Source organism: Streptomyces sp. L500 (assembly GCF_054551825.1).
Window position 1 is genome coordinate 411,261 of the sequence record NZ_JBTOLC010000002.1, and the last position, 19,040, is coordinate 430,300.

13 protein-coding genes are annotated in these 19,040 nt (G+C 74.4%); 7 read left to right on the plus strand and 6 right to left on the minus strand.

All coding sequences use genetic code 11. The features are described 5' to 3' along the window. The 4 genes from ACX9I7_RS04725 to ACX9I7_RS04740 all read left to right on the plus strand — a co-directional run bounded on the left by ACX9I7_RS04725 (window position 1) and on the right by ACX9I7_RS04740 (window position 7,195). The gene (locus ACX9I7_RS04725; protein ID WP_459386572.1) at window positions 1-1,314 is read left to right on the plus strand and encodes a TRAFAC clade GTPase domain-containing protein; all 1,314 of its coding nucleotides are present in this window, start codon (window positions 1-3) and stop codon (window positions 1,312-1,314) included. Then, window positions 1,311-3,698 (plus strand): GTPase-associated protein 1-related protein, encoded by a 2,388-nt coding sequence (locus tag ACX9I7_RS04730; RefSeq protein ID WP_459386573.1) that lies wholly within the window; start codon window positions 1,311-1,313, stop codon window positions 3,696-3,698. The genes ACX9I7_RS04725 and ACX9I7_RS04730 overlap by 4 nt, the downstream gene beginning before the upstream one ends. A gap of 324 nt (window positions 3,699-4,022) precedes the next feature. Next, a complete protein-coding gene (uriT, locus tag ACX9I7_RS04735) occupies window positions 4,023-5,471 on the plus strand; it encodes a uridine transporter UriT (RefSeq protein ID WP_358625116.1) in 1,449 nt (482 codons plus the stop codon). 140 nt (window positions 5,472-5,611) lie between these two features. After that, window positions 5,612-7,195 carry an FAD-dependent oxidoreductase gene (locus ACX9I7_RS04740; RefSeq protein ID WP_459386574.1) on the plus strand — a complete coding sequence of 528 codons (1,584 nt, stop codon included), beginning with the start codon at window positions 5,612-5,614 and terminating at the stop codon, window positions 7,193-7,195. A gap of 96 nt (window positions 7,196-7,291) precedes the next feature. Here the strand turns inward: ACX9I7_RS04740 and ACX9I7_RS04745 are convergent, their stop codons facing one another. The 3 genes from ACX9I7_RS04745 to ACX9I7_RS04755 are packed head-to-tail and all read right to left on the minus strand — an operon-like array spanning window position 7,292 to window position 13,352. Then, window positions 7,292-8,491, minus strand: coding sequence for a cytochrome P450 (locus ACX9I7_RS04745; RefSeq protein WP_459386575.1), 1,200 nt, complete (start codon window positions 8,489-8,491; stop codon window positions 7,292-7,294). Further along, window positions 8,488-11,829 carry a ferritin-like domain-containing protein gene (locus ACX9I7_RS04750; RefSeq protein WP_459386576.1) on the minus strand — a complete coding sequence of 1,114 codons (3,342 nt, stop codon included), beginning with the start codon at window positions 11,827-11,829 and terminating at the stop codon, window positions 8,488-8,490. Before ACX9I7_RS04750 ends, ACX9I7_RS04745 begins: the two co-directional genes overlap by 4 nt. Then, window positions 11,829-13,352: a flavin monoamine oxidase family protein gene (locus ACX9I7_RS04755; RefSeq protein WP_387567457.1), complete on the minus strand. Its 1,524-nt coding sequence runs from the start codon at window positions 13,350-13,352 to the stop codon at window positions 11,829-11,831. Before ACX9I7_RS04755 ends, ACX9I7_RS04750 begins: the two co-directional genes overlap by 1 nt. A gap of 391 nt (window positions 13,353-13,743) precedes the next feature. Between ACX9I7_RS04755 and ACX9I7_RS04760 the strand changes: the two genes are divergently transcribed. After that, window positions 13,744-14,673: a DMT family transporter gene (locus tag ACX9I7_RS04760; RefSeq protein WP_459386577.1), complete on the plus strand. Its 930-nt coding sequence runs from the start codon at window positions 13,744-13,746 to the stop codon at window positions 14,671-14,673. Window positions 14,674-14,685: 12 nt separating this feature from the next. Here ACX9I7_RS04760 and ACX9I7_RS04765 read toward each other — a convergent pair whose 3' ends face one another. After that, a complete protein-coding gene (locus tag ACX9I7_RS04765) occupies window positions 14,686-15,180 on the minus strand; it encodes a hypothetical protein (protein WP_459386578.1) in 495 nt (164 codons plus the stop codon). Window positions 15,181-15,371: 191 nt separating this feature from the next. Between ACX9I7_RS04765 and ACX9I7_RS04770 the strand changes: the two genes are divergently transcribed. Continuing rightward, window positions 15,372-15,872 (plus strand): inorganic diphosphatase, encoded by a 501-nt coding sequence (locus ACX9I7_RS04770; RefSeq protein WP_459386579.1) that lies wholly within the window; start codon window positions 15,372-15,374, stop codon window positions 15,870-15,872. Between the two features lie 55 nt (window positions 15,873-15,927). Then, the gene (locus ACX9I7_RS04775) at window positions 15,928-17,490 is read left to right on the plus strand and encodes a hypothetical protein (RefSeq protein ID WP_459386580.1); all 1,563 of its coding nucleotides are present in this window, start codon (window positions 15,928-15,930) and stop codon (window positions 17,488-17,490) included. 30 nt (window positions 17,491-17,520) lie between these two features. Here the strand turns inward: ACX9I7_RS04775 and ssgD are convergent, their stop codons facing one another. Continuing rightward, a complete protein-coding gene (gene ssgD, locus ACX9I7_RS04780; RefSeq protein ID WP_358625100.1) occupies window positions 17,521-17,928 on the minus strand; it encodes a spore wall synthesis regulator SsgD in 408 nt (135 codons plus the stop codon). 218 nt (window positions 17,929-18,146) lie between these two features. After that, a complete protein-coding gene (locus ACX9I7_RS04785) occupies window positions 18,147-18,920 on the minus strand; it encodes a sensor histidine kinase (protein WP_387567465.1) in 774 nt (257 codons plus the stop codon). Between the last annotated feature and the right edge of the window lie 120 nt (window positions 18,921-19,040).

Sequence of the window (19,040 nt, forward strand, 5' to 3'; positions counted from 1 at the left end):
ATGACGACCGTCATCTGCCCCTACTGCTTCGCCCGAGGCCCGGCCGCCCGGCTCGGCTACCGCTGCCTGATGTCCGCGACGGGCGTGCGCGGCGGTACGGCCTGCGACCCCGAACGCGACGACGTCTGGGCCGACTTCAAGGGCCCCAGTGTCCCCCCGCAGGCCCGGATGCGCGGCCCGGTCTTCGACGCGCCCGGCGCCCTGCGCGCCCTGGACCTCCGCGCCCGGGACCTCCGCTCCCTGCGCGGCGCCGGCGGACGGGCGGCCTGCCCGGACTGCGGCGTCCCCACGCCCGTACGCGTCTGCCGGCGCTGTCACAGCGATCTCCCCAGCGACTACTGCGACCAGGACAGCCGCATCATCGCCCTCGTGGGCGCCAAGGCCACCGGCAAGAGCACCTACATCACCGTGCTCGTCAACGAACTGCGCCACCGCGTCGGCGGCGCGTACCGGGCGTCGCTCGCCGCGATGGGCGCGGACACCCAGCGCCGCGACCGCGACATGGCCGCCGAACTCTACGAGCGGCTCCACCTGCCCGGCGCCACCCGGCCCGCCGCGCTCGGCTTCAACGACCCGCTGCTGTACCGGCTGAGCGTCCCCTCCCGGGGCCGGTTCGGCGTCGGCAACGGCCACTCCGGCAGCAGACACACCGCCCTGGTCTTCTTCGACGCGGCGGGCGAGGACCTGAGCAACGCCGCCGCCATGGACCGCTACACCGCCTACCTGGCCGCCGCCGACGGCATCATCCTCCTGGTCGATCCCCTGCAGCTGCCGTCCGTCCGGGACGAGCTCGCGGGCGGCGACGGACCGCCCCTGCCGGCCGTGGAGACGCCGCCGCAGCAGATCGCCGCCGACATCGCGGCACAGCTGCGCGGCCACGGCCGCGCCGGCTCGCGCGGCCGGCTGTCGACGCCCGTCGCCGTGGCCCTCACCAAGACCGACATGCTGCGCCCCCTGCTCTCCCCGCACTCCCCCCTGCACACCAACGCCTCCCACCACGGCGGCGCCTTCGACGACGCCGACCGCACCGCCGTCCACGAGGAAGTGCGCTCCCTGCTGGAGAGCTGGGACGGCGGCGCGCTGCACCGGCAGCTGGAGAGCGACTTCTCGGACGTGGGGCTGTTCGGCCTCTCCGCGCTCGGCGCGCCGCCCCCGGCCGACGCCCCGGCCGACGCCCCCAAGTCCGGTCCGCAGCCGACCCGCGTGGAGGCCCCCCTCCTGTGGCTGCTGACCCGCCGCGGCCTGCTGCCCACCCACAAGGCGTCCATCCACAAGGCGTCCACCCACAAGGAGAAGAAGGCGGGCAAGGCGTGACGCTCCAGCAGCTGCACTACACGTCCGCCGCCCCCGGCCCGGACGGCTCCGGCTTCCGCTTCACCGCCGTCAGCGACGACCTGCCCGCCGCCCTCCTCGCCGAGGTGGAGCAGCTGGTGGGCTACGAGCCGCCGCGCGACGCCCCCGCCCGCCCCACCGCCGGCGAACTCGCCGGCTTCCCCATCGCGTTCAGCCACCACCTCCTCTCCGACGGCAGCAGGCTGCTGTGCCGCGCGGTCTACACCGGCACCGACTACAGCGGGCGGTACGGCAACTTCCACGCCCACGCCGTCCGGCTGCCCCCGGCCGACGCCCTGCCCGGCGGCATGCTGCCCATCCAGGCGTGGGAGTCCCCCTTCTGGGCCGACAGCACGCCCGGGGACGGCGTCCCGGCGGGGGAGCTCACCTCGGCCGGGCGCATCGACAAGGCGCGGCTGCTGGAGTTCGTCCGCGCCCGCGCCGAGCGGCTCGAACCCTTCCTCGCGGACGTACGGAGCCTCTTCCGGGACCCCGACGCCCCGCAACTCCTCGTCGTCGAGCGCGACAGCGCCGACGTCGCGCACTGGATCGCCGTCGCCAGCGCCGTCCTCCCGCGCGAGCGGGCCGACCGGCTGACCTTCACGACGTACACCCGCCGCCCCGGCCTCGCCCGGCAGCAGATCGTCGGCACCTCACCCGACGCCGACACGGACGCCGCCGACGCCGGCCGCCGCTTCCGCGTCCACGACTGCGCGGGCGGCCGCTCCAGCACCGTGCGCGACGCGTCCGACGCGACCGACGCGCCCGATGCCTGGGCGTCAATCGCCGCCCGGCTGTGGCTGGCCGGGCTCCCCGAACTGGTCTCCGGGACGGTCCGGAACCCGGAGGGCACCGGCCCGGACGCGCCGTACGACGCCGGGCGCCTCGCCGCCCTGGCGGCACGCGAGGGCGTCGCCCTCGACGCGGCCGGCCGCACGGCGGCCGCCCGCCGGGCCGTGACGCGTCCCCGGGCGTCCGACCGGTTCGCGCTGCTCACCGGGCTGGCGGCGGGCGGCACGGCCCGTACCGCCGAGGAGTGGACGGCCCTGGCCGCGCTCGCCGACGAGTTCGCGCCCCTGGCCGGCCACGCGATCACGGACCCCCTCGTACGCGACCTGCGCGCCGAGTTGGCGCGGGCGTCCGACGCGCCCCTGCCCGTCCTCCTGTCCCTCCACCGCCTCGCCGAGGCACTCTGCCTCGACCGAAGTGCCGTCCTGCCCGCCCTCACGGCCCGTATGAGCACCGCCCTCCTCGACGACAACGAGGAGAAGGACCGCGCCGCCGTACGGGCCGCGCTCGGTGCCCATCCCGAGCTCGCGGCCGCCGTCCTCGGCTCCCTCGACCGGACCGCCGCCACGGGCGACCCGGCGGCCGTCGCCCGCGCCCTCGCGGACGGACTCCCGGCCGCCGACCTCACGCCCCACCCCCACCTGCGCATGGCCGCCGCCGTCAACACCGCCGGGGACCCCGCGCACACCGACCGTCCCGGGCTCCTCGACTCCCTCATGAAGGCGGCGGGCGCCGAGCACCAGGGGGAGTCGTCCGTGCTGCGCACAGCCGTCCGGCTGGTCTGGGGCGACACCCCGATCCGGCCCGTGGAGGCCGGCATCCTGCTCGCCGCGCTCCCGGAGGCGTGGTGCCGCGCGGCGGGCCTGGACGACTCCTTCGTCCAGGCCGCCCTCGACAGCGACCCCGACGACCCCGAAGCGCCCGAGCTCGCCAAGGCCCTGCTCCTGAACCGCGCCACCACCCTCGCTCCCCGCCAACGGGCCGCGCTCCTGCTGCTCGAACTGGCCGGTGACCTGACGGCCGGCGAGACCCTGACCGGTTACGCGGGCCGGGCCGTCGCCCTGCGCGCCCAGGCCCTCCCCCTGGAACCCGGCATCGAGACCCGCGTGAGCGCCGCGCTCGCCGAGCGGCTCCTCGATTCCCCCGCGCCCCAGGGCGAGCTCCTCGCCCTCGTCCAGGGCGGCGACGAGCCCTTCCTGCGCGCGTACGACCGGGCGGCCCGTCGGGAGGGCGTCGCCGACCGGATGCGCGGCGCGCCCGAATACGCCGCCGGGTGCTTCGCCGCCTGGCAGACCGCGCCCGGCGCCGACGCCCTCTGGGAGGAGATCCGCACCGGGCTGCTCACGACCGTGCTGCGGCCGGTGGTGCGCCGCATGCCCGCCGAGGACGTCGACGCGCTCCTCCGCGACCTTCGGCGGCGGGGCGGCCCCTGGGCGTCCGCGTTCCAGGACTGGAACCGCCCCGGCGTCCTCAGCCGGATCAGCGGCCGCTGGCGCGCCCGGGGCGGCAACCGGCAGGGGACCGCCGGGGCGCGCGGCCCCGGTGACATCGAGCCGCCGACGGAGGAACGCCCATGACGGACCTGCTGACCTGGTGGCCGACGAAGATCTTCCTCCTCGTCACCTGCGCCGGCCCGGTCGCCGGGCCGCACTCACCCTATGGGAAGGGGCTCCCACCGGGCAGCACTCCATGAGAGCCCGGAAACGATCAACAAGGGTCCATGTACCCTAAAGGGGAGGCCAAACCTCGCCAGACCCGAGGAAACCCCAGCTCCGCTGGGGTTTTTCTATTTTTGGGGACACCTTGCGACAGATCGGCCCGGCCGGGCCGGGGTCGCCCGTCCCCGCCGTCTGCCACAGACTGGTCGCGGTCGAGCCTTGAACGAATTGGTACGTCGAAGCATGAACGTTTCTCACACTGATCACCCCGCCGGTGACCAGCCCGCCACCTGGGACGGCCACCGTCCCGTGCGCGTGGGCGTGCTGGTCACGGCGCTGCTGGCGGCCTGCGTGGCCTTCCAGCTCAACGCGAGCATGCTCAGCCCCGCGCTGAAGAGCATCGAGGACAGCCTCCACGCCAGCTCCGCGGAGATCGGCCTCACCCAGACGGCCTTCTTCACCTCCGCCGCGCTGTTCTCGCTGTTCCTGCCCCGCCTCGGCGACGTCATCGGACGCCGCAAGGTGCTGGCGGGGATGCTGGTGCTGATGGCCGTCGGCTGTGTGGTCGCCGCGCTGGCCGAGAGCGTTCCCATGCTGTTCGTCGGCCGGCTCATCCAGGGCGCGTCCGGGCCGACCGTGCCGCTGTGCCTGATCATGCTGCGGATGGAGGTCACCGAGCCCAAGCGCTACGGCACCCTCCTGGGCGCGATCACCGCCGTCAACGGCGGCATCGCCGGCGTCGACTCCCTGGCCGGCGGCTACCTCGCCGACAACCACGGCTTCCAGTCCGTCTTCTGGGCCATGGCCGTCGTGGCCGTCATCGCGGCCGTCCTCGTCGCCACGCTGACCCGCGAGACCAAGGTCCCCTCCGCCCACTCGATGGACTGGCCGGGCGTCGCCTTCCTGGTCGTCTCCGTCGGCGCGCTGCTCGTCGCCCTCAACGAGGCGGGCAAGCTCGACGCGGCGAACTGGGGCCTGGTCGGCGGGCTCGTCGTGCTCTCCGCGATCGCCTTCGCCCTGTTCTGGCGGACCGAGGACCGCACCCACCACCCGCTGGTCGCCACGCGCCACCTCAAGCAGCGCGCCACCTGGGCGATCCTGCTGACCACCGTGCTCACCATGACCGGCGTGTTCGCCGTCATGAACGGCCTGATCCCCGCGTTCGCCCAGGACGCCAAGGCCGGCCTCGGCATGAGCGCCGAGGCCTCCGCCTGGTGGACGCTCACGCCCTACGCGCTGGCGGGCCTGGCCATGGGCCCGATCGCGGGCCGGCTGGCCGCCACCTACGGCTACGGGCGGATCCTGCGCCTGGGCCTGGTCGGCGCCGCCGCCTCCGTCATCCTGATGATCTTCACCATCCCGGCCCACTCGCGCGTGATGCTGCTGGTCACCTCGATCCTCGTGGGCATCACCTACGCGGGCGTGGCCAACATCGTCCTCAACGGCCTGGGCATCGTGCTGTCGCCCAAGGAGAACCCGGGCTTCCTGCCCGGCCTCAACGCCGGCGCCTTCAACCTCGGCGCGGGCCTGAGCTTCGCGCTGCTCTACGCGGTCAAGACCGCGACGATGCCCAGTGACCCGTCCTCGGCCGGCGGCTATGTCACCAGCATGATCGCCGGCGTGGTCATCATGGCCGCCGCCCTCGGCACGTCCTTCCTGATCCCCAAGCCCGTGGAGGCGGAGGCGCACTGAGGCGCGCCGGAGCCCGTCCGCCGTCGAACGGGCGCCCGAACGGGTCAATGCCCCGTGGGCGCCCCCCGAATGCCCCCCGGCCGTCCCATTGAAGCCTCCCCCCGCATGCCCGACCATAAGGGCGAGCGATGGGGAGGCCCATGAGCCGCTTCTGCCGGGACGTCGTGATCATCGGGGCCGGGCCCACCGGCCTGGCCCTGGCCGTGGCCCTGCGCCGGTACGGGCTGGGCGTGACCGTCCTGGAGAAGGAGCCCGGCACCAAGCGGCAGGTGCGGGCCAGCGTCCTCTGGCAGCGCGCCCTGGAGATCCTGCGCGACCTCGGCTGCGAGGAGCGCTTCCTGGACCAGGGCCTGCCCCTGCGACAGGCCGTCTTCCATGTCCGGGGCCGGGAGATCGGCCGGCACGCCATGACCGTCCCCGGCACGGCCTTCCCCCAGCCGCTGTCCATCGAGCAGATCGCCATCGAGGCGCTGCTGGCCGAACGCCTCGGCGAACTCGGCACCGAGGTCCGCTGGAACAGCGAGGCCGTCGCCGTCCGCCCCGGCGAACGCGCCGCCCAAGTGGACGTACGCGGCCCCGACGGCACGGTGGAGACCCTCGACTGCCGCTGGGTCGTGGGCTGCGAGGGCGCCCACAGCGTCGTCCGCAGAACGCTCGGCCTCCTCTTCGACGGCGAGCGCCGCACCGGCCTCCAGGCCGTGCAGATCAACGCCCGGCCCCGGTGGCCCTACCCCTACGCCCCCGACACCACGTACTTCTTCCTCGAACGGCGCGCCAGCCTCATCGTCTCGCCGCGCCCGGGCGGCGGGTACCGCTTCTTCTGCTTCCGCGACGACCCCGACCCCGGGCACGTCGCGCCGCCCGACGTCGAGGAGATGCGCGAGCTGGTCGCCAGGGTCACCCACGACCCGGACGTCCGCCTGATGCCCACCGAGCCCGAGTGGTTCAACCGGGCCCGCTTCCACGACCGCGTCGCGGCCACCTTCCGCGTGGGCCCGGCCCTCCTCGCCGGGGACAGCGCCCACCTGTGGGCACCCATCGGCGGGCGCGGGCTCAACACCGGGCTGCGCGGCATCCACAACCTCGCCTGGAAGCTCGCCGCCGTCCATCAGGGGCACGCCCGTGACGCCCTGCTCGACACCTACACCGCCGAGCAGCGCGCCATCGCCCAGGAGGTGATGCGGCAGATGCGGCGCAACGTCCTGGAGCTGCCGCCCTCCGCCGCCACCCTCGGCGCGATGCGGCTCCTCGGACCCACGCTCCTCCGCAGCGAGACGTTCAACCGGCAGGGGCGCAACCTTCTCAGTGAGCTCTTCCGCCACTACCGCGGCGGGCCGCTCGCCGCCGACCGGGGCGGGCGCGGCGCCCTCCGCGCGGGCGACCGGCTGCCCGACCTGCCCGTCACCGAGAGCGGCCGGCAGCGCAGGCTCCACGATCTGCTGTCGTACGAGCGCTGGACGCTGCTGGTGGACTCGGCGGCCGGTGCGGCCACCGGTACGGTGCCGGGCACGACCGACACGGCCGAGCTGCGCCGCACGCTCGACCGCTACGCCCTGCGGGCCGAGGTCTTCGGCATCCGGGCCGGGAAAGGCGTCGCGGAGGGGCCCGCGCCCGGCACGTTGCTGCTTGTCCGGCCGGACGGGCACATCGGGCTGCGCGCCCGGGCGGGGGATGTCCGGGCGCTCGACGCGTATCTGAACCAGTGGTTCGTTCGGCGGGGGTGAGCGGTGCCGTCACCTGCACGCCGGTGGGGGCTTGTCGCGCCCACGCGGCGGCAGCCGCATATCGACACAGCCCCGCGCCCCTGACGGGGCGCCCCCTTACGTAGCGCCTGTGTGGATCATCATCCTCGCCGGGCCGTGGAAGATCAGGTCGTCCGCGTACCGTATCGGGTCGGCCGCTCGGGACAGGCCCGGTAGGCGGAGGAGTTCCGTCAGGCCGATCTCCGCCTCCGCCCGTGCCAGGGGGGCGCCCACGCAGTAGTGGATGCCCATGCCGAAGCCGGTGTGCCGGAGCGCGTCGCGGTGGATGTCGAGGCGGTCCGCGTCGGGGAAGCGTCCGGCGTCCCGGTTGGCGGAGCCCAGCACCAGGACGACCTTCTCGCCCCGGCGCACGGCGTGCCCCGATATCTCGTCGTCCTCCTTGGCCCAGCGGCTGATCATCTGCACGGGCGGGTCGTAGCGCACCAGCTCCTCCACCGCGTTCGGCAGCAGCTTCGGCTCCGCCCGTAGCTCCGCGAGTTGCTCCGGGTGGGCGAAGAGGGCCAGCAGGCCCTTGGCCAGCAGGTTGGTGGTCGTCTCGTGGCCCGCCGTCAGCAGGTGGATACAGGTGCCCACCAGGACGTCGTCACCTAGCGGAACGCTCTCCTCGGCCGCCAGCATCGCCGCGATCAGGTCCACCGCGTCGGGGCCGCGCCCCGCCCGCCGCCCCGCCAGCTCGGCCCGGAAGTACCCGGCGAGTTCCCGCGCGGCCGCCTCGGCCACCGCGAACCCGTCGGAGCGGCGGGCCGCCCGGGAGCTCGTGGCCTGCTGGAGGTCCACGGCCCGCTCCCGGAACCAGGGGCGGTCGGCCCTCGGCACCCCCAGCAGTTCGCTGATCACCAGGATCGGGAAGGGCGCGGCGAAGCCGCCCACCAGATCGGCCGGGTCCGTCGCCGTGAGTTCGGCGGTGAGCTCCGCCGCCAGCCGCCGGATGCGGGGGCGCAGCGCCTCCACGATGCGGGGCGTGAAGCTCTTCGCGACCAGCGCCCGCACCCGGGTGTGCTCCGGCGGGTCCATGAACACCAGCCAGTTGGTGACGGTCCGCCGCAGGTGCGGGCACTGCTCGGGCAGCGCGGTGGGCAGGGCGCCCCGGCCGTAGCGGCGGCTGGTGAGCACCCGGGCCACGTCGGCGTGGCGGAAGAGGTACCAGGTGTCGCCGGAGCGGTGGACGGGGTCGAGCTCCCGGTAGGGGCGGTAGGACGCGTAGGGGTCCGCCGGGTCGACGTCCTCCGGGCGGAAGGGGGTTATCGGTGTGCTCATGGGGTGTCTCCCTGGCGGCGGAAGAAGTCGGCGTGGAAGGCCGCCATCTCGGCGACCTGGGACGGCACCGGCTCGCACTTGCGGGCCGCCGCCGCGAGGTGGTCCAGGCGCAGCGCCAGCGCGCGGCGTGCCACGTCGGGCCGGGGGACGAACGCGGGCGGGGTGTCGAGTTCGAACGTCGGGCCGGCGGTCCGGCCGCGGCGGCCGGACTCCATCGTGACCAGCAGTTCCGCCAGCGGGCGCATCATGCCGGTCATCACGTCGATGGAGGCGTTCATCAGCTTCGAGCGGCGCAGGCTGCCGTCCGGGCTCTCGCCGAAGTGCTGGGCCATCAGCTGGAGCATCACGTGGTACGAGCGGTTGAACAGCCGTGCCACCGCCCGTGCCTCGTCGTCGGTGATCGAGTCCTTCGCCGCGTCGCCGACGCCCACCGTGGGGTTGCGCAGCACCGGGTAGGCCGGGCTCCAGGGCAGCAGCCGCCCGTAGGGCCCGGGGACGCGTTCGGTGGTCAGGGCCTCGCCGATCCGCAGGAAGCTCTGGAAGTGCGAGGAGTCCGACGGCCCGGCCTCGCCCAGGGCGCCGCCCTCGCCCTGCTCGGTGATGAAGTCGACGGCGAACAGGGCGCTGGCGAGGTCGTCGACCTCCAACTGGTAGTCGGGATGGGTGGCGTTGACCGACTCGCGCATGAACACGTGGTGTTCGCCGCCGCCGCGCCCCTTCTCGACGAGGAAGAGGTCGGGGACGCGCCGCAGCCCCTCCCGGATGCCCGCGTACAGCTCGCTCACCGAGCTCCAGGTGAAGCCGAGCGGCCGGACGGCGGTGGGCCGGGCGCCGCTCTCGCGGCGCACCTCCGGCGTGAGCCCGGCCGGCTGCTCGATGGCGATGTAGCGCTGCACGCTGCCGACGCTCAGCCCCTCCAGGGCGAAGTCCAGCGGGACGGGCAGCTCGGCGTTGAGCGTGCCGAAGTCGAGCACCGGGACGTGGAAGGGCTCGCCCATGGCCGTGATGATGTTGTTGACCAGCAGGAAGTGGATCATCTCCTCGCGGGCGACGTTCAGCAGGGTGCCCCGGATCCCGTCGTCGACGGTGGCGCCGCCTTGCCCGCACGCGAGCTTCAGCTGCTCCGCCGTCCATCGGCCGCGCCGTACGTACTCCCGCCCGGCGCCGTGCGTGGGCACGGAGAACGCCGCGTAGAGGTACTGGAGCATCACCGCGAGCTCCAGCGCGGCGGCTTGCTTGAGGGCGGTCCACAGCTCGCCGCGCGTGGTGATGGCGGGCTCGGTCACGGGGATCGCCGGGGCGGTCAGCGGCGGGCGGGGCCGTTCCTGCTGGTTGCGCAGATAGGCCAGCAGGAGGCGGGCCTTGGGGTCGGTCAGGTCGCGGGTGGGCGGCATGTAGTACGTCTTCGCCTTGTTGCGGGGGTCGCACATCTGCCACGCCAGCTCGGCGTAGGTCTCCACCTTGCAGCGGTCGGCGAGGCTGAAGACGTCGGAGCGCATGAAGGTGGAGATGTGCTCGTAGAACGCGAAGACCTCGCGGTGCAGCAGGGTGAAGTCGACGTCCTCGCGGGGGACGTCGTCCAGGTGCCAGTCGTCGGGCAGGACGCGGACGGACAGGGCGCCCGCGCCCGCCCAGTAGCCGAGGGCGTCCTCGTCGTCGTAGGCCGTCCAGGCGGAGCCCTCCGCCGTGGGGTCGGCGGCGGGCCGGTCGGCGGGGTCGGTGGTCAGCAGGACGCGGCAGGTGCCCGCCCGCTCGCCGCGCAGGGTGAGCAGGCCCCGGCCCGTCTCGTCGGTCGCCACGGAGCACTCGGCGGCGAAGCCGCCGTCCCCGCCGCGCATCCCCAGGTGGACGGCGTCCCCGCAGCGCGCCCCCGGGCCGCCCGCGACGGGGTCGGCGGGCAGGGCGCGCGGGTTGGAGTACTGGCGCGCGTGGACGGTCCCGGCGCTCGCCGGGCGCCCGCGCACGAACACGCGCAGCGGCACCTCGACGGCGTGGTCGCGCCCGTGCGCCGCGTCGCGGTGATGGACGGTCACCACGGCCTCGTCGCTCTGGACGTTGATCTCCCGCTCGGCGAGCAGCACCTCCGGGCCCCCGGTGCCGGTGGCGGCCCGGACCAGGCACAGGGCCTCGTCCGGGGCGGCCTCCCAGCCCGCCTCGGCGGGCACGGTGACGATGCCGGAGGTGAGCTCCCAGGCGCCCGACCCGACGTCCGACCCGGCGCCCGACCCGGTGTACGACCCGGCGGGCAGCCGGGCGAGGAGCCGGCCGGAGTCGGCCGACCGCAGCTCCAGATCACCGACGTCCAGCGGCGGCCCGAGCCGGTGCAGCGGGCCCGGGCCCGCCTCCGCCGCCCGGCCCGTGAGCGGCACGGCGGAGACCATGTTGAACGCGGCCCGGCCGTGCCCGACCTCCACCGTCATGTGGTGGAGCGGGCCACCCGCCCCCGGAAGGGGGGCGAGCAGCCGGCCGGCGGGATAGCTGCGCAGTTCGTCGGCGTGCCAGGGCGCGATCGTCCCCCGCACCCGCCACAGGGCGGGGGTGTCCGGGGCGAGCGGCGAGGTCACGTCGTCCAGCGCGAACTGGACGACCAGGCCGTCCGCCCCGCCCTCCACCGCCTCGCGCAGCGCGCGCACGGCGGGGGAGAGCCGGGCGTCCGGCAGCCAGCCCAGCCCGTCCGCGCCCTCCTCGGGCGTGACGACGAACTGGTGGACGGCGCAATAGCCCAGCTCCTGGGCGAGCGCGTGCTCGCCCACCCCCAGGATCCGGCGGAAGTCCACCCAGCGCGGCGGCTGGAAGCCCTCGACCGCGTTGCTGAGCATGTAGCCGTCGTCGTGCGAACGGCCCAGGCGCCCCAGCCCGAACCGGCCGATCATCAGGGCGGTCGTCCACCGGGAGGCCGGGTCCAGGTCGAAGACCCGGGCCCGGTTGACGGTCGTGCGCAGGTACTCGTTGTAGTGGCCCCACACGTCGACGCTGCGGCCGACGACCGGGTCGGCGGTGGACGGCGGGGCGTCGGCCGGCGTGTCCGGGCCCTCGACGGAGACGACGCGGGCGTCCATGAGGAAGTGGCCGTTGCCGTCGAAGTGCCGCCCCTTCGCCGCGCTGAAGACGCCCCCCTCCGCCGCCGGGCAGGAGCGCCCGGCGGCGTCGAAGTGCGGCCCGAGCCGCTGGAGGTGGTCGTGGTACTCGTCGGCCGGCCGGTCGGCCGGGAACGGCCGCCCGTCACCGGTCAGGGCGCGGTTGGCGGCCAGATCCACGAGCCCGCTGCGCGGGCCGGTGGGCAGTTTCGTCGTCGCGGTGCCGGCGAAGTGCAGCCGGGGCAGGTCGAAGACGCTCATCACAGGGCTCCCGCGGGGTTGGCCCGGCCGGAGACGGCCGTGCGGCGGCGGTCGGTGGCGAAGTCCGCCACCTGTTCGACGGCCCGGAGCGCGGACTCGATCGATCCGTCGATCCAGGCGGGCGACGTCGAGCAGTGCTCGCCCGCGAAGAACAGCCGGTGCGCCGGGCGGCCCGCGCGCAGCAGCTCCTCCTCGACCTCGCCGGGGCTCTTGCCCCAGCGCACGGCGCAGCCGGCCTGCCAGCGCGAGTCCCCCCAGGCCACGCTCACGGCCTCCAGCACCATGCCGGGCGAGAGCAGCTCGGGGTGGGCCACGCTGAGCTCGTCCAGCACCAGGCGGTGGCGGCGGCAGGCCGACATCCGGCCCAGCTTCCGGGCCTCGTCCCCGATGGTGTAGCTGGCCAGCAGGGCGGCGCCGCGCCCCGGTTCGCCGTCGACGGGCGGGTAGTAGGTCTGGCGGATGCGCCCCCCGGTGAAGGAGGCGCCGCCCTCGATGCCGCCCTCCCGCCAGAACGGCGTCCGGCAGAGGAAGGCGACCTTGGTGGCCGGGCAATACTGCACGTCGCGCAGCACGGCCAGCTTGTCGGGGTCCAGGCCGCTCAGCCGCATCCGCCGGACGGCGGGGAACGGCGCGGTGCACACGACGAGGTCCGAGCGCTTGACGACCGTCCGGCCGCCCGCCTTGACCTGGAGCAGGACGCCGTCGTCGCGGACGTCGACGCCGGTGACCCGGTGGCCGAGGGCCACCGGGCCCCGCAGCCGGCCCGCCAGACGGCAGGTCAGCCGGTCCATGCCGCCGTGCAGCCGCAGCAGGTCGGGGCTGGTCTCGGTGAGGATGTCGTCGAGGAAGCTGTTGAGCCGGCCGCTGCACCCGGCGCGGATGCCCGGGTAGGCGGCGAAGAACGTGTGGAGGTCGACGCGGTCCCGCGCCGCTCCGCGTATGTGCTCGGTGATGTCGAGGTGGTCGACCATGTCGAGCAGCTGGCGGTGGAGGTCGGCGCGGAGCGCCTCCCTCAGGTCCGGGGGCGCGATGGCGTCGACGATGGCCGTCAGCCACGTGCCGAAGACGATGGTGCCCGTCGTGTACCGGTGGTCCGGGCGCTGCCGCGCGAGCTCGGCGCGGAAGTGCTCGCGCAGCGGGCCGGCCGCGTCCCGGATGCGAATGAAGCCGTTCCGGGTGTGGAGATAGGCGTTCTCCTCGGAGAGGAGCGTGGCGAACGTGCGGAGTTCGTCGGCCAGCCCCATCTTCCGAATGTATGCGAGAGTGTGGTGGTGGTGGGCCGGAATGCGCATGGCGCCGAGCTCCACGGACGGTGCGCCGGGGCCCGGGCCGAACCGGTGGGTGAGAATGCGGCCACCGATACGGCTGTTGCCTTCCAGCACCTCGACGCGATAGCCGAGGCGCTCCAGTTCGTAGGCGGCCACCAGACCGGCGACACCGGCGCCGATGACGGTGACGTGACGCCCTCGCCGTTCGAATTTATCGAATGCGTGGGCATGCCAAACTGTGGAGTTCGCGGACATTGGTGGTTCCCCCCGTTAATGCCGTGCTTTCCCCGTTCGAGCACCCGTACAAATTTCATACGGGGCCGTCGGAACGCAATGGTATTTGAGGACGCTCGAAATCTGGCAGCGGATTTTTCCCCGGCGTCGACGAAATCGTAGACGCGGTACGGAGAAATACGGCCGGGGATCGTCCGGGCATCCCATGGGCAATGCGCTCCCTCCGCCGACCGTGATCGACGCGGGCCCCACGCCGCCCGGCAACCCCTCGGATCGTCCACCCGTACTCCTGGCGGAGTACCGAAAAGCCCGTACTCAAGTACGACGACGCGGGCGCCCGCGCCGGGCATCGTGGAGGGATGAACCACGAGCGCGACCTGACGGAGCGGAGAACCTGGAGCGGGGGTGGCGCGTGAGCGCGCTCGCCGTGGCGGTGTCGCTGTGCCTGGTGTCCGCCGTCTGCTACGCCGGAGCGGCCATCGCCCAGGAACGCGTCGCCGCCACCAGCCCCGGCGGGGGGTACGCGCCGCTGCGGCGCCCCGGCTGGTGGGGCGCGGTGGCCCTCACCTGCCTCGGCGCCGGGCTGCACGTGGTGGCCCTGGCCTACGGCCCGCTGAGCCTCGTTCAGCCACTGGGCGCGCTGACGATCGTCTTCGCCCTGCCGATGGCCGCGCTGTGCGCCCGCCGCCCCGTCGGCGCGGCGGGCCGGCGCGGCGCGCTCCTCGCGACGGTGGGGCTGGCGGGGCTGCTGAGCCTCACCGGTACCCCGCACGGCGACACCCTCGCCCGCACCGAACGCCCCCTGCTCGCGGTCGTGGTGCTCGCCGCCGTGGCTCTGGCCGCCCTCGGCGCCCGTCGGCTGCGCCACCCGGGCGCCCGGGGCGTCCTGCTGGCCGCCGCGGCGGGCGCGGCCTTCGGCATGGCGTCGGTCTTCACCAAGGCCGTCGCCGAGGACTGGACGAGGCGCGGCGCCGACATCCCGGCCCTCCTGCCGGGCCTCGGCGCGATCGCGGCCCTCGCCCTGGCCGGGATGCTGCTGTCCCAGTCCTCCTACCGGGGCGCGGGCCTCGCCGCGCCGCTGGCGACCGTCACGGTCGTCAACCCCGTGGTGGCCGCGGCGATCGGCGTCGCCGAACTCGGCGAGGTCTTCCGCTACGGCGCGACGGGCGCGCTCCTCGCGGCCGTGGCGGGCGCGGTGGCCGCGACAGGAGTGGTGACGCTGACCGTCCAGGACGCGAAGCGTCCGGCGGATGCCCCCGCCTTGCCCCACGCGCGGCGGCCCGACCGCGACCTGGTCCCGGCCGCCGCGCGACGCGCAGGGGACCCCGGGCATGCGCCGTGACGCCTCCCGTCGTCAGAGGAACACGAGGGTGGTGGGGCCGTCGATCACCTCGACGCCCCGGTGCGTGAGGCAGCTGAGGGGGTCGAGGCTGATCTGGACCCCGGGGGACCCCACCGACCTGCCCTTGAACTTCCCCTCCACCACGGTGCCGTCGACCAGCGACAGGGTCTCGCCGGCGGCCGGCTGGACGAGGTTGTGCCGCCGGTAGAGCACCTTGCTGTGCTCGCCGGTGTTCCACGTGACCCGCTCCACCGCCGTGCTGTCGATCGAGAGGCACCCCGTCTCCCCGCCGCCTTCGATCACGGATTCGGCCCGGGTGATGCCCGGATGCGTGCCCGTACAGGTGTACCGGGCGCTACCGGTGATGCGGGAGGGCCGCGTGCGCAGCGTCAGGCCGGGGGAGAAGCGGACGGTCGCGTCGCCGGCGCACACCAGGGCGGGACGGGAGGCGTCCCGCTCGTGAGCCCGCGCGGGAAGCGCGCCGGGCCCCGCCACGAGAGCCGGCACACGCGCCCCGTGGTTTGAGGGCAGGCGTTCCGCGGTGCTGGGGGCACCTCCCAGCGGTAGCTGGGGGAGGGTGGGCACAAAACCACCACCGGGCCCGCACCGGACCATGCACCGCAGGGTGAACGCACCATGGCGCTCCGCGCACAGAACGCGCCACCATGGTGATTCCGAACCCCTCCGGAGGAGCCCCCGTGGATTTCGATGTCGTCGTGGAGATCCCGCAAGGCAGCCGCAACAAGTACGAGATGGACCACGAGACCGGCCGCATCCGCCTCGACCGGATGCTGTTCACCTCCACCCGCTACCCCGCCGACTACGGTTACATCGACGAGACCCTCGGCGCCGACGGGGAACCCCTCGACGCGCTCGTGCTCGCCGGGGACCCCACGTTCCCCGGCATAGTCGTCCGATGCCGTGCGATCGGGATGTTCCGGATGCGGGACGAACAGGGCGAGGACGACAAGGTGTTGTGCGTGCCCGCCGGCGACCCCCGGCACGAGCACGTGCGCGACCTCCGGCACCTGCCCGAGTTCGACCGGCTGGAGATCCAGCACTTCTTCGAGGTCTACAAGGAGCTCGAGCCGGGCAAGTCCGCCGAGGCCGCCTGCTGGGCGGGCCGGGTGACCGCCGAGGCCGAGATCAGCGCCGCCCGCGCCCGGGCCAAGGCCGCCGGGGCGAGCTCCCCCTGGTGAGCGATGGCGAGCGACGGTGAGCGATGAGGGTGGCGGCGATACGGTAGAAGAGGGCATGGCCACCACCGACCGGCGCGCCGCCGGTCCCGCTTCCGCCACCACGGACCGGGATGCTACGCCGCACCACGACGTACGCCTGGCTGCGGTCGCCGTCGCCTTCGCCGTACTGCAACTGTGCTACTCCGTCGCCCATATGGACCTCGGCTGGGACGAGAGCGTCTACCTCTCCCAGGTGGACCCCCGCAATCCCGCGGCCTTCTTCAGCGCCCCGCGCTCACGGGGCATCAGCTTCCTCGTCGCGCCCATCGTTTCCCTCACTCCCTCCGTCCCCGTGCTGAGGGTCGCGCTGGTACTGCTCTCCTCGCTCGCGCTGTTCGCCGCGTTCCGCGTGTGGGAGCCGCTGCTGGGCAAGGGGCGCGTCGCGCTCGCCGCGCTGCTGTTCGCCGGGCTGTGGATCACCGTGCTCAGCGGCCCGGAGGTCATGCCCAACCTCTGGCTCGCGCTGTCCGCCGTCGCCGCCGTCGGCTGGTTCCTGCGCGCCCGCCGCGACGCCCCCGGCCGGCGCCGGGCCCGTACGGGGCTCGTCGTCGCCCTCGCCGCCGCGGCGCTGTTGCGCGCCCCCGACGCCGTCTGGCTCGCCCTGCCCCTGCTGGCCGCCTGCGCCGGCGTACGGGCCTGGCGCACGCCCGCCACTGCGGCCGCCGTCCTCGGCGGGCTCGCGGCAGGCGGCGCGCAGTGGGCGGTCGAGGCGTACGCGCGCTTCGGCGGCATCGGCCGGCGGCTCGCGCTCTCCAGCGACACCGAGGGCGGCATGGGCGCCCACCTCGGCGCCGGACTCCGCGCCTCCTACCGCGCCCTCAACGGCCCCCAGCTCTGCCGCCCCTGTCGCATCGCCGGCCCCTCCATCACCCACTCCCTGTGGTGGCTGCTGCTCCCCGTCCTCATCGCGACCGCCTGCGCCCTCGCCCTGCGCGCCCGCCGACAGGAGCCCGAAGATCCCCAGGAGCCCCGCGAGCCCCAGGAGCGCCGTGAGTCCCGCGAGCCGGAGGCGGCCGCCGTCACCCTCCTGCCCGTCGCCTGCGCCCTGGCCCTCGCCGCGCCCTACCTTCTCCTGCTCGACTACGCGGCTCCCCGCTTCCTGCTGCCCGTCTACGCCCTGCTCGCCCTCCCCGTCGCCGGTCTCGCCGCGCACGCGGTGCGGGCCGCCGGGGCGGCGGCCGGCCGGCGGGGCCGGTTCGCCGCCGTCGCCCTGCTGGGTGCCGTCCTCACCGCCCACCTCGCCGTGCAGGTCGAGGAACTCCGGTTCAACACCGCCGACGCGCGCGACACCACCGTCCGCTACCGCCGGGCCGCCAACGAACTCGGCCGCCTCGGCGTGATCGCCCCCTGCCTCGTCATCGGCCCCCGGGCCCAGCCCATCGCCTACGAGGCGGGCTGCGTCTCCGCCCAGACCGCCGGCAACAACCGCTCCCACTCCACCGACGACATCGTCCGCGCCGCCGCCCGGATCCCCACGGCGCTGCTGTACGACCCGGGCCATCCCTATCTCCCGCCCTACGCGCGCGGGTGGCACTCCCACCCGCTGCCGGGCACCGACTGGCTCGCCTACCTCCCCTGACGGTCCCCGACCCGTTCGGGCCGGACCCGTTCAGGCCAGGAGGGCGGCCAGGTCGCTGTCCACGTCGAGGTGCCCGGCCTCGGCGCCCGCCGGCACCTGCGCGTAGGTGTGCGCGAGGAAGGCCCGCAGCTCAGGGGTGTCGATCTGCACCATGGCCACCCCCTCCAGCGCGTGGAACTCCAGTACCGTGCGGTGCGGGCCGCACGGCCACACCCGTACGTCCCCGCCGCCCGCCGAGCGGAGCAGGCCCCGGGCCAGCAGCTCCCGGGCGAAGGTCCACTCGACCTCGTCGCCGTCGAGGGAGGCCGTGGGCGGGAAGACGACCCGCACCGCGAATGGATCGGCGCTCTCGTAGCGCAGGAGCGCGGGAACCGTCCGGGACGGCGGAGCCGACGCGATGATGCGTGCCTGGACAGCCTGTTCGATAACAGTGGACAATGCCGGCTCCCTTGCGGTCGGTTTCCCCGGTGTTGCGCTTCCGTGCCGATGTGACTTCCTCTGCTTTACACAGTGAGACGGCCGAACGATCGTGGTCGTGCACATGAATCCAGCGTGAGCTGCATCACGGCCCTTGAAAAAGAAGACATTTGTCATTGATGGCAATGAACTTCAAGGAATACGGCCAAGGATGGGCGGACCCGGACCCCGCCCGCCCCTCAGAGCCGCGCCGGCAGCACCGCCAGCAGCTCCCAGCCTCCCTCCGGCACCGGCCCGGCCGTCAGCGATCCGCCGACGGCGTCCGCGCGCTCCCCGACGCCCACGAGCCCGAGCCCCCAGCCGCCCTCCGGCGGGCGGCGGACGGCCGGTGTGCGGGCCGGCCTCCCGCCGTCGTCGCGCACGGACACGATCAACCGTTCCCCGGAACGTCGCAAAGACACCCCCACGGCGGAGGCGTCCGGGCTGTGCTTCGCCACATTCGCCAGGCCCTCGCCGACGATGCGGTGGACGGAGGTCCCCAGTCCGGGGGCCAGCCCCTCGTCGAAGCGGGGGTCGACGCTCAGCGTGACCCGCGCGTCCGGACGCACCTCGCGGAACGCCGCCACCAGCTCGGCCGTACGGGCCGGCCCGGGCAGCGGCGCGCGGCGGGCCTCGTCCTGCTGGAGCACCTTCAGCAGCCGCCGGGCCGTCGCCATGGCCTCGTCACCCGCCTGATGGATGTCGCGGAGCGACGCGGCGACGCGCTCGTCGGCCGCCAGCGACCCGGTGGCCTTGGCCAGCAGGGTCATCGCGGCCACGTGATGGGCGACGAAGTCGTGCAGCTCGCCCGCCAGCTCCAGCCGCTCGGCCTCGCGCGCGGCGGCCACCGCCCGGGCGCGCTCGGCGTTCCGGTGACGCAGCCAGAGGCCCAGCGCCGTCACCCCGGCCGCGACCAGCGCGAGCAGAGCGGCGGCGTGGAGCGAGCCGGAGGACGGCAGGGGGAGCTGGGCCATGGCCCCACGCTAGGCAGGGCGTCCCCCGCGCCGGTTCGTCCGTGCGGCCATGGTTCACCGGCCGAAAGGATGAATTTTTAACGGCCTCGTCGTCATGGAGCTGCCATGGACGGTTCCGCC